Below are 11857 nucleotides of genomic sequence, written 5' to 3' on the forward strand. Positions count from 1 at the left end.
AAACCTGAAACCTGAAACCTGAAACTAAGGAAATGTTAAAAATAATAGATAAGTACATATTAAAAAGATATTTAGCAACCTTTTCGGTAATGTTACTAATGTTTATTCCTATTGGAATAGTCATTGATGTATCTGAAAAAGTAAATAAAATGATTGCCAATAAAATTCCATTTAAGGAAATTGCAATTTATTATTTCGACTTTACTATTTATTTTGCCAACTTATTGTTTCCTATTTTCCTTTTTTTATCTATTATTTGGTTTACCTCTAAACTTGCTAATAATACCGAAATTATTGCAATATTAAGTTCTGGAATATCTTTCACTAGATTTTTAAGACCATACATTTTGGGCGCAACTGCAGTTTCAATATTTGCTCTTCTTATGGGATTTTTTATGGTTCCAAAAGCAAATGCTGGTTTTAATAGTTTTAGATTTACCTATTTAAACAATTCTGGAGTTAGTGGTATGAGAGACAACTCAGATGTTTACAGACAAATTAGCGATGATGAATATATTTATGTAAGTAATTTTAATACCGTTTCTAAAGTTGCTTTTAACTTTACATTAGAAAAATTTAAAAACGGAAAATTACTATATAAAATCAATGCTTCTAGATTAAAATGGAATGAAAAAGATAGTACATACACTATGTTTAATTATAAAAAAAGAACAATAGGTGAACTTGATGACGTTTTTGAATCTGCCGAAAAAAAAGATACAGTATTTAAATTTGATTTAGAAGATTTAACACCATTGGTGTACATAGCAGAAACACTATCCTATACAGATTTAACTAACTTTATTGATAAAGAAAGAAAACGTGGTTCATCCAACATAAATTCATATTTGGTTGTGCTTTATAAAAAATTTAGTATTCCAGTTGCAGCATTTATTTTAACAATTATTGCAGTTTCTGTATCTTCAATGAAGCGTCGTGGCGGAATGGGTGCAAATCTTGCAATTGGTATACTACTAGCATTTTCATTTGTGTTTTTAGATAAAATATTTGGCGTTTTAGCCGAAAAATCTACCTTGCCACCAATAATTGCAGTATGGATTCCTAACACAGTTTTTGGAATTCTAGCATTATTTTTATTGCGAAATGCTAAACGATAATTCTAAAAGTTATTTACACCTACATTTGATAGTATTCATTTGGGGTTTTACAGCAATCTTAGGTAGATTAATAACTCTTGACGCGCTACCTTTGGTATGGTTTAGAATGCTGTTTGCAGTTTTTTTTATTTTTATTTATATCAAATTAAAAAAAAATCCAGTAAAAATCCCTAAAAAAGTTATCCTTAAATTTCTAATTGCTGGATTGATTATCGCTTTACATTGGTTTACTTTTTTTAGAGCAATAAAAGTTTCAAATGTTTCTATAACTCTAGCATGTCTTTCTACTGGTGCTTTTTTCACTTCAATTATTGAACCAATATTTTTTAAAAAAAAAATAATTTGGTATGAGATTTTCTTCGGAGTAATTGTAATTATTGGACTTTCAATTATATTTAATGTTGAAGGAAAATATTCAGAAGGAATTATTCTAGCATTAATTTCTGCCTTTTTATCAGCTTCATTTGCTGTTATTAACAGTATTTTTGTTAAAGAATACAATCCAACAACAATATCAATATATGAACTTTCTGGTGGTGTACTTTTTTTCTCAATACTTTTATTATTTACTAATAGTTTTACAGCCAATTTTTTTCAACTTACAACTTCCGATTTAATTTATTTAATGATATTAAGTTCTGTTTGTACAGCTTATGCTTTTATTGCTTCAACCGCGGTAATGAAGTTTTTAAGTCCATATACAGTGATGCTAACCATAAATTTAGAGCCAATTTACGGAATAATTCTAGCAGTATTAATTTTTAAGGATAAAGAACAAATGAGTTCTGAATTTTATATTGGAGCAGTAATTATATTAATAACAGTTATCCTAAACGGAATTATAAAAAGCAGATTAAAAGCAACTTAACTTTTGTTTAAAACTTATAGTGTCAAATTACTTTTACAAAAGATTTAAAATTTTATCTTTGTATTTCAAACAATAACCAAATCGCACAAATCCTATGGAATATTTAGATTTTGAGCTTCCAATAAAAGAATTGGAAGACCAATTAGACAAATGTCAAATAATTGGTCAAGAATCAGATGTTGATGTTACCAATACTTGCAAACAAATTGAAAAAAAACTAGACGAAACTAAACGAAAAATATACAAAAACCTAACTGCTTGGCAACGTGTTCAGCTTTCACGTCACCCAAATAGACCATACACAATGGATCATATAAAAGCATTGTGTGGCGATTCTTTTTTTTAGAACTTTTTGGAGACAGAGGTTTTAAAGATGACAAAGCAATGGTTGGCGGATTAGGAAAAATAGCAGGTCAATCTTTTATGATTGTTGGTCAACAAAAAGGATACAATACCAAAACACGACAGTATAGAAACTTTGGTATGGCAAATCCTGAAGGTTATAGAAAAGCGCTTCGTTTAATGAAAATGGCCGAAAAATTTGGAATTCCAGTTTTATCATTAATAGATACTCCAGGAGCATTTCCAGGAATTGAAGCCGAAGAAAGAGGACAAGGCGAAGCAATTGCCAGAAATATACTAGAAATGATTCGTCTAAAAGTACCAATTATTTGTGTAATTGTTGGCGAAGGTGCATCTGGTGGCGCTTTAGGAATTGGTGTTGGTGATCGAGTTTTAATGATGGAAAACACTTGGTATTCAGTAATTTCACCCGAATCTTGTTCGTCAATTCTTTGGAAAAGTTGGGAATATAAAGAAATTGCTGCCGAAGCACTAAAACTGACTTCGGCCGATATGAAAAAACAAAAATTAGTAGATGATATTATACCAGAACCACTTGGTGGAGCACACTATGACAGAGAAACTACTTTTAAAACAGTTGAACAATATATTACTAAAGCTTTTAACGAATTAAAAGATTTATCAACAACAGATTTAGTTGCTCAAAGGATGGATAAATACAGCAAAATGGGCGAGTATAAAGAATAATATCTTACTTATCAGAATAAATACGTCTCGTCAATAAACGAGGCGTTTTTTTATGGTTATCAACAAAATATATTAGTTACTAACACGTTATTAGCATACACTTGCTAACAACTCAATTTTTGAAATAGTTTAATAAAAACTATTTTCGCTCAATGGAAAATCTTAAAAATATAAACCCTATAAGAGTAGATAAAACTACGATTATCAATCTTGAAAAAGGAAAGCTTCCGCCACAAGCACTCGACCTTGAGGAAGCAGTTCTTGGCGCCATGATGATTGATAAAAAAGGTGTTGATGAAGTTATAGATATACTCCAATCTGATGCTTTTTATAAAGATGCACACAAGCATATATTTGAAGCAATTTTTCAGTTATTCACAGATTCTCAACCAATTGACTTATTAACAGTTTCAGCTCAGTTAAAAAAGAACGCTAAGCTAGATTTGGCTGGTGGCGATTTTTATTTAATTCAACTTACTCAAAAAATATCTTCGTCTGCTCATATAGAATTTCATTCAAGAATTATTCTTCAAAAGTACATTCAACGAAGCTTAATTAGAATATCATCAGAAATTATTGAAGAGTCTTATGATGAAACTACTGATGTATTCGATTTGCTTGACAAAGCCGAAACAAAACTTTATGAAGTTACACAAGGAAACATTAAACGAAGTTCAGAAACTGCTCAAAGTTTAGTAATTCAAGCCAAAAAAAGAATAGAAGAAATAGCCAATAAAGAAGGATTGTCTGGAATTGCAACTGGTTTTGTTAAATTAGATAAAATAACATCTGGCTGGCAACCTTCTGATTTAGTGATTATTGCAGCTCGACCAGGAATGGGAAAATGTTTAGGAAAAGGAACTAAAGTTTTGATGTATGATGGTTCTTTAAAAAATGTTGAAGATATTAAAGAAAATGAATTATTAATGGGTGATGATTCTTCTCCTAGAAAAGTAATTACTATTGCGCGAGGAAAAGAAAAAATGTACTGGATTCATCAAAATAAAGCAATTTCTTATAGAGTAAACGAAAGCCATATTTTATCTTTAAAAAGAAGTAGAAACGAAGGAAATCATAAACAAGGTGATATTTTAAACATTACTGTAAAAGATTATTTAGAAAAATCGGATAAGTTTAAATCTAATTATAAAGGTTACAAAGTTGGTGTTGAATTTGAATCAAAAGAACTTCCTCTAGATCCTTATTATTTGGGACTTTGGCTTGGTGATGGTCATTCTTATAGTCAACGAATTACTAATATTGACAGTGAAATTATTGATTATTTAAATAATTATGCAACTCGATTAGAAAGTGAATTGGTGGTTTATGAGCAAGAAAATAGAACCAATAATTATTCTATTGTAAACAGAAATAAATTTACATCAGAAGAGTTTAACACTTGTATTCAAACTGAGTTACAAACTTTAGGGTTGATTCAAAACAAACATATTCCGAATAATTATTTAATAAATTCTACCGAAAATAGATTACAATTATTAGCAGGAATTATTGATTCTGATGGATATTATTCGTCAGAATTTAATTGTTTTGAAATAGTTCAGCAAAATGAAGAATTACTAAACCAAATAAAATTTCTTTGTGATACTCTAGGATTTAGAACATCGGTTAGAAAGAAAAAAACTTCTATAAAATCTACAGGATTTGAAGGAGTAGCTTTTAGATTAAGAATTTTTGGAAATTTAAACGATATTCCAACTAAAGTAGAACGTAAAAAAGCTAGAGAATGGAAATCTAAAGTAGATTGGAAAGTTACAGGAATTACTGTAGAATATGATAAAGTTGATGATTATTATGGATTTGAAATCAATGGAAACCGTTTATTTCTTTTAGAAGATTGCACTGTAACTCACAATACTGCATTTGTACTTTCAATGGCACGAAATATTGCAATTGATTATGGTCATCCTGTTGCCTTATTTTCTCTAGAAATGTCTTCTGTTCAGTTAATTACACGTTTGATATCTTCGGAAACTGGTTTGTCATCAGAAAAACTTAGAACAGGAAAATTAGAAAAACACGAATGGGAACAACTATCTGTAAAGGTAAAAGATTTAGAAAAAGCACCTTTATTTATTGATGATTCTCCTTCACTTTCAATATTTGACTTGCGTGCAAAAGCAAGACGTTTAGCATCGCAACACGGAATAAAATTAATAATTGTTGATTACCTTCAATTAATGACTGCTGGCGGAAACGGAAAAGGTGGCGGAAATAGAGAACAAGAAATATCGACCATTTCTAGAAACCTAAAAGCATTAGCTAAAGAACTTGAAGTTCCAGTAATTGCACTTTCACAATTATCTCGTGCTGTAGAAACTCGTGGCTCAAGTAAAAGACCATTACTATCTGACCTTCGTGAATCTGGAGCAATTGAGCAAGATGCAGATATTGTATCTTTTATTTACAGACCAGAATATTATAAAATTGAAGAATGGGACGACGATGATCAATCGCCAACTGCTGGACAAGCCGAATTTATTATTGCAAAACACAGAAATGGTTCGTTAGAAAACATTAGATTAAAATTCATTGGAAATCTTGGTAAGTTTGATAACCTAGAGGATTATGGAAATAGCTTTGACGATTTGCCTTCTAAAATGAATCATGACGACAATCCTTTTATGACAAAAAATCTTCCATCACCAAATGAAGCTTTTGGAAGTAATTCAAATGACGATGACAGCGATGTTCCTTTTTAAAAATATAATCCTGAGAAATCAGGATTTTTTTTGCTGAAATTTCAAATTTTTAAAACCACGTAGTTTTACGTGATTTTCACTAAAAATTTTTATTCTACATTTTTATATCTTAGCTTTATAAAATATTATCGATGAAAATCACTTTTATAAAAAAAGGTATATTTCATTTTTAATATAATTATTATAGATTTTGTCATAATATTATTCTATGTTTTTAGCAGATTTCAGTCAAAATTTCATGTATCAGTTTGCCACAATTGTATTTCTAATATTTGTGTCAATGGCTTTGTTGATAATATACAGATTTAATGTTGTTAGGAAAAAAACATACCTTGATAGATACATATCTTAAAAATTAAATTAACATATTTAACCAACTAAAAACAATAAAATGAGTGTAACAAATGTAATTTCATTAGCAACAGCTCAAAAATGGGCAGAAACTTGGAGAGCAAATCCAGATCATGTAGTAAAAGCATTTTTGATTCCCGAAGTAGATATAACAGAATTAATGGCAGAAGCCGACGTTCAAGACGCAAGAGCATATCTTGGTATTGATGAAACTGGAGCTCATAAATTAATGCTTGTTGGAGTTGATAAAAACGGTAAAGATTTAATAGATTATGAAAATGGTCTTTACATATACGATTATACAACAACATGTCCGCCAGATTGTGATGTTTCTAGTCCAATGTATAGATTATGAAATTAATTTTTAATATATTTAATTCAATAGCAAATGCATTTTTGCTATTGAATTTTATTTTATTTTTATTACAATTTTCTCAAAGAGATAAAGCATTTAAAATTTATACCATTTATCTTGGAGTGATTATAATTATTCAAACTGTATCTATTGCTTTTATTAAGTTTGGATATCAAAATTTATCTGTTTCTCATTTCTATTTTACATTACAATTTATTTTATTAAGTTTATTTTTTTTAGAACTTAATAAAATAGAATATCAAAAAAAAATAATTATTATTAGTTTACTTTTAATAACAGCTATAATTATATTAAATTTAATACTTGATAAAACAGTATTATTTAAACTGAGTTTACTTGAAATTGTTCTTACATCTCTTGCAATAATAATTTTTAGTACCTTTCATTTTTATAATATGTTATCAAGTAAAAAGAGATTTTATTTAATAAATTGTGGAATTTTAATATACATAATTGGTAGTTCAGTTCCATTCTTAATGCATAATCTACAAGCTACCTATGGTAAAGAGTTTGGCAGATTAGTTGCTAATTTAAATGTGATTTTATATACATTTTACCAAGTTTTAGTTTTTATAGAATGGAAAGTTAATTTTTCAAAAAAAGAATATGAAGGATAATTCACAAAACTATTTTTTGCAAAGTGAATCTAATGAAGTATTAGCCAGTATTTTTTTTACTTTTTTAATATTAGCAGTTGTAATAATCTTATTTTTTTACTTCTCTAGAAAAAAAATTATAAAAAAAGAACTAGAAAAAAAAGATTTAGAAATTAACCATCAAAAAGAGTTACTAAAATCAATAATAATTACACAAGAAGCAGAACGAAAAAGAATTGCTCAAGACTTGCATGATGACATTAGTTCTAAGCTAAACGTGGTTTCTTTGAACAGTCATCTTTTAAAAACTCCAAATTTATCTAAAGTTGAACTTATAGAAATTACCAATAACATTTCTAATTTAACAGCCAAAGCTTTAGAAAATTCAAGAAGAATTGCACATGATTTATTGCCTCCAGTTCTAGAAAAATTTGGTATTCATGCAGGTATTGAAGAATTGGTTGTAGAATTTAATAGTTCTAAAATTGTTGATGTTGTTTATAAAAATGATATAAAATTTGATATTTCAGAAATCGATAGGCAGTTACACATTTTTAGAATCTTGCAAGAATTACTAAACAACTCTGTGCGACATGGTAAAGCAACTGAAATAAAAATAGAATTTAAAAACGACAAAGGCATAAATACTTGTTTTTATAGCGATAACGGAATTGGTTTTAATGTAAACTCTATTGATAACATGAAAGGATTAGGAATGAAAAACATAGAAAGTAGAGTAACTTTTTTAAACGGAAAATTCACAATTGATTCGCCAAAAAGTGGTGGAATAAATGTAATTTTTACTTTTTAATATATGAAAAATACAATCAAGATTATAGTAGCCGATGATGAAGAACTATTTAGAAGTGGAGTATCATTTATTTTACAAAGAGAAAAAAATATTGAAGTAATATTCGAAGCTTCTAATGGAATAGAACTTATTAATTATTTAAAAAACAATAATAATTATCCCGATATTATCCTAATGGATTTAAAAATGCCATTATTAAATGGTGTTGAAGCCACTAAATTAATTCATAAAGAATTTCCCATTGTAAAAATAATTGCACTAACTAGTTATAATACTAAGTCTTTTATAGCCAATATGATAAATGTTGGTGCCTCTTCTTATTTAGTTAAAAATGCTACTCCTAAAGAAATGATTGATACTATAAATGAAGTAGCAGAAAAAGGATTTTATTACAGTGATGAGGTTTTAAAAGTTATTGAAGATGATATAATTTCTAATGATATAATTTCTAAAAGTACCTTTGATGTTGATTATTTAACTAAACGAGAAAGCGAAGTTTTGCAATTAATGTGTGAACAGTTTAGTACTCATGAAATAGGAGAAAAATTATTTATAAGCAGTCGAACTGTTGAAGGTCATAGAAATAATTTAATAATAAAAACAGAATCTAAAAACATTGCAGGATTGGTAGTTTTTGCAATTCAAAATAAATTGATAAAACTAGATTATTTTCATTAGCTGGCAATAGAATGTTTACCCCAACCAATAATCTCAAATGAGTTTGGAATAAAAACCGTATTGTTTTCTATAACATTACAAATACCAGTTGCTACAGATGAAAACCTTATTGATTCACTAGTTACAATTGATAATATTGCAATTGCATCTAACTCAAGTTTAGAAAGTTTTTTGCCTTTTTTTAAATTATTTAGCGATTTTATACTTTCTTGAATAGTAAAATCTGAAACCTTTGGAAGTTGAAATGGATAACCCAAACTAATATAGGAACCATCAATTTTAAGATTATTACATTCTTTAGAAAATAAGTCACAATCAGAAGCAACTTTTTTAAACTTAAATTCGTTATTGTTTGAGATTTTAAAACCTAAAATAGCAATAGACGATTCGTTTGGTGAATTGTTTGGATTTTGTTCTAATACAAAATTTAAATACAACTTTATGGATCCAGCAATTGGATGTGAAAGTTGTATTATTTGACATTTAGAACTTACACCATTTGCTTTAATAAAATTTATTATCTGCTTTAAATCAGTAAGATAAAAAGCCCTTTTTTCTAATCTTAAATTAAATACCATAAAATAATTAGCTAAGAATAAATTGAACAGATAATACTAAATAAATAACAATCATTATTACAAATAATGATACACCTATTTTTTTGACAAAATTTAAACTTCTAAAAGAATTTCCCATTGATATAGTTTCGTTTATATTCATAATAATTAGGATGTTAATTATAATCCAAAATTACAAAGTATAAATCAATCTCATATACGTAGTTTTACGTGTTTTTAGTATTAAATAAAAAAATATTTTTAACAAAATATTATCTTTGATGTTACCTATAAAAAATGTTATCTTCGGTTTGTAATTTATTCAGTTAAAATGAGAGCTTTTAAACAAATTTACATATTGTTTTTTTTAGTTTTTTTAGTTCCGATGCGAGCAAATTTTATTCTGTTGCCAATGGATGATGTTTCTCAAAAAAACCATCTAAAAGCTTATGGAATAACCTATTGGTGTTTAGATAAACAATATAAAGCAAGTTGGTTACTCAACTATCGTGGCGGTTCTTTTTTATTGCCAGATGCAGCTGAGATTAGAAAAGAATGTCAAATTAGAAATGTAAGTTTTGAAATATTATCAGATTCAGAAACCAATCAAATTCTTGAAGAAATAGCATCTCCATCACAAAATATGGAAACTGTTGTTCTTGAAAAAGCACCAAAAATTGCAGTTTATACTCCAAAAGGTAAACAACCTTGGGACGATGCAGTTACAATGGTATTGACTTATGCAGAAATTCCGTTTACACCAATATATGACGAAGAGGTTTTGTCTGATCAATTAATACTTTATGATTGGTTGCATTTGCATCATGAAGATTTTACTGGACAATATGGTAAGTTTTTTGGTGCATATAGAAATGCACCTTGGTATATAGAGCAAAAGAAAGATGCTGAAGCATTGGCAACAAAGCTAGGTTACAATAAAGTTTCTGAAGCAAAATTGGCAGTTTCTAAAAAAATTAGAGACTTTGTAATTGGCGGCGGATTTATGTTTGCAATGTGCTCTGCAACCGAGAGTTTTGATATTGCTCTTTCTGCAGAAGGTGTAGATATTTGTGAACCAATGTTTGATGGCGATGATAGTGAAGCCAATTATCAATCTAAAATTGATTATTCTAATACTTTTGCTTTTAAAGATTATATATTAGAAAGAAGACCTGAAAAATATGAGTTTTCGGATATTGATATGTCCGATAAAAGAAAAATTCCTATGGAAAAAGATTATTTTACATTAATGGAATTTTCGGCAAAATGGGATGTTATTCCAAGCATGCTTTGTCAAAACCACACACAATTGGTAAAAGGATTTATGGGACAAACAACTTCATTTGAAAGAAGTTTAATAAAATCTAATGTTTTAGTTCTTGGTGAGAATCAGTTAAACGAAGAAGCAAGATACATTCATGGACAAAAAGGAAAAGGTTTTTTTACATTTTATGGTGGTCATGATCCAGAAGATTATCGTCATCAAGTAGGTGATGAACCAACAGTTTTAGATCTTCATCCAAACTCACCTGGCTTTAGATTAATCTTGAATAATGTTCTGTTTCCTGCGGCAAAAAAGAAGAAACAAAAAACTTAGTAAATATAGATATTATTGATTGTTAAATAATTTTCACTATGTTTGTAAACAAGTTTTTATATAAATTTTTAATTTTATGATGAAAAAAATATTTTTTATAATTTTATTCATATTCGCACAGCAAATTTTTTCTCAATCAGATAAAAAAACCGTTGTAATTTCTAATCAAAACGAAGTGATATATTTAACAAATCAAGTTAGTATTGCACCACAGTTTAATGGAGGAAAAGAAGCACTTGATATTTTTATTAAACGAAATTTCAATCAACCTAAAAATGTAAAAGGAGAAGTTTCTGTCTCTTTTATTGTTGAAAAAGATGGTAGTTTATCTGAAATTGGTGTTTTAAGTGATGCAGGAAACGGAACCGCTGATGAAGCAATTAGAGTAATGTCAATTTCTCCATTATGGATTGCAGGAACTCTTAATGGAAATGCAGTTAGAGTTCAATATCTGGTTACAATTCCTATTGATTTTTAGTAAAGAAAATTCTTTATCTTGCTTTTTAATTCTCTTTTAATCCAAAAAGTAATTTTGAATTTAAATTAATTATAAATGTACCTATCTTTTATTATTAGTATAATTGGGTTGATACTTTTATTAATAAATTGTATTTTATTTATTAGCAAATCAAAGAATAAAGATGCATTACATTTAACATTAACTATCTACTTGTCTATTCTATTTATAGTTGAATTGTTATGTAATATCATTGGAATTTTAAAACCCAATTCTAATTTTTTTCTTTCTCATTATTATTTCAATATTCAATTTATTGTGCTTAGTTTATTTTTTTATCAATTGTATAAAAAAACGATTTTAAAACTTATTATATTGATAAATTTAATTGTAGTAAGTCTTTTTATTGGAAATCAATATTATAATAATCCAGCATTATATTGGAAATTTAACAACATTGAAATTGGAATAACTTCATCACTTTTATTGATTTATGCTTTAATTCATTTTTATAATAATTTAAAAGAATCACACATATATTTTTACTTTTGTTATGGATTAACCTTTTATTTAATAAGTAGTGCTCTAATTTTTTTATCAGGAAATACAGAACTTATTATTTTTTACTGAGCCGTTTTTTATAGATATTTGGGTGTTTAATTCACTTTTTTATATTTT

The 11857-nt window shown here is 27.6% G+C and carries 11 protein-coding genes and 1 pseudogene; 11 read left to right on the top strand and 1 reads right to left on the bottom strand.

Features of this window, described 5'->3' with window-relative positions; genetic code table 11:
• Nucleotides 1–32: 32 nt before the first annotated feature.
• The 8 genes and pseudogenes from ACH2BO_RS00105 (at nucleotide 33) to ACH2BO_RS00140 (ending at nucleotide 8568) form a co-directional block, all read left to right on the top strand.
• The gene (locus ACH2BO_RS00105; RefSeq protein ID WP_395042719.1) at nucleotides 33–1118 is read left to right on the top strand and encodes an LptF/LptG family permease; all 1086 of its coding nucleotides are present in this window, start codon (nucleotides 33–35) and stop codon (nucleotides 1116–1118) included.
• The gene (locus ACH2BO_RS00110) at nucleotides 1105–1986 is read left to right on the top strand and encodes a DMT family transporter (RefSeq protein ID WP_395042720.1); all 882 of its coding nucleotides are present in this window, start codon (nucleotides 1105–1107) and stop codon (nucleotides 1984–1986) included. The genes ACH2BO_RS00105 and ACH2BO_RS00110 overlap by 14 nt, the downstream gene beginning before the upstream one ends.
• Nucleotides 1987–2080: 94 nt before the next feature.
• Nucleotides 2081–3036, top strand: a pseudogene (locus tag ACH2BO_RS00115) (acetyl-CoA carboxylase carboxyltransferase subunit alpha).
• A gap of 152 nt (nucleotides 3037–3188) precedes the next feature.
• Nucleotides 3189–5756 (top strand): replicative DNA helicase, encoded by a 2568-nt coding sequence (gene dnaB / locus ACH2BO_RS00120; RefSeq protein WP_395042721.1) that lies wholly within the window; start codon nucleotides 3189–3191, stop codon nucleotides 5754–5756.
• Nucleotides 5757–6147: 391 nt separating this feature from the next.
• Complete coding sequence (locus tag ACH2BO_RS00125; RefSeq protein WP_395042722.1) at nucleotides 6148–6462, top strand: hypothetical protein; 315 nt, start codon at nucleotides 6148–6150, stop codon at nucleotides 6460–6462.
• Nucleotides 6459–7100: a hypothetical protein gene (locus tag ACH2BO_RS00130; protein WP_395042723.1), complete on the top strand. Its 642-nt coding sequence runs from the start codon at nucleotides 6459–6461 to the stop codon at nucleotides 7098–7100. The genes ACH2BO_RS00125 and ACH2BO_RS00130 overlap by 4 nt, the downstream gene beginning before the upstream one ends.
• Nucleotides 7090–7890: a sensor histidine kinase gene (locus tag ACH2BO_RS00135; RefSeq protein ID WP_395042724.1), complete on the top strand. Its 801-nt coding sequence runs from the start codon at nucleotides 7090–7092 to the stop codon at nucleotides 7888–7890. The genes ACH2BO_RS00130 and ACH2BO_RS00135 overlap by 11 nt, the downstream gene beginning before the upstream one ends.
• 3 nt (nucleotides 7891–7893) lie before the next feature.
• Nucleotides 7894–8568, top strand: coding sequence for a response regulator (locus ACH2BO_RS00140; RefSeq protein WP_395042725.1), 675 nt, complete (start codon nucleotides 7894–7896; stop codon nucleotides 8566–8568).
• Here ACH2BO_RS00140 and ACH2BO_RS00145 read toward each other — a convergent pair.
• Complete coding sequence (locus ACH2BO_RS00145) at nucleotides 8565–9146, bottom strand: ribosome-inactivating family protein (RefSeq protein ID WP_395042726.1); 582 nt, start codon at nucleotides 9144–9146, stop codon at nucleotides 8565–8567. The two genes, ACH2BO_RS00140 and ACH2BO_RS00145, sit on opposite strands and share 4 nt — an antisense overlap.
• Nucleotides 9147–9456: 310 nt before the next feature.
• On the opposite strand from ACH2BO_RS00145, the gene ACH2BO_RS00150 reads away from it, so the two are divergent.
• The 3 genes from ACH2BO_RS00150 to ACH2BO_RS00160 all read left to right on the top strand — a co-directional run bounded on the left by ACH2BO_RS00150 (nucleotide 9457) and on the right by ACH2BO_RS00160 (nucleotide 11809).
• Nucleotides 9457–10722: an asparagine synthetase B gene (locus tag ACH2BO_RS00150; RefSeq protein ID WP_395042727.1), complete on the top strand. Its 1266-nt coding sequence runs from the start codon at nucleotides 9457–9459 to the stop codon at nucleotides 10720–10722.
• Between the two features lie 79 nt (nucleotides 10723–10801).
• On the top strand, nucleotides 10802–11200 hold the full coding sequence (locus ACH2BO_RS00155; RefSeq protein ID WP_395042728.1) for an energy transducer TonB: 399 nt from the start codon (nucleotides 10802–10804) through the stop codon (nucleotides 11198–11200).
• Between the two features lie 354 nt (nucleotides 11201–11554).
• Nucleotides 11555–11809 (top strand): hypothetical protein, encoded by a 255-nt coding sequence (locus ACH2BO_RS00160; RefSeq protein WP_395042729.1) that lies wholly within the window; start codon nucleotides 11555–11557, stop codon nucleotides 11807–11809.
• The last annotated feature ends 48 nt before the right edge of the window (nucleotides 11810–11857 follow it).

The sequence above is a fragment of the Flavobacterium sp. genome (genome assembly GCF_043773265.1).
In the GTDB taxonomy this organism is placed as follows: Bacteria; Bacteroidota; Bacteroidia; order Flavobacteriales; family Flavobacteriaceae; genus Flavobacterium.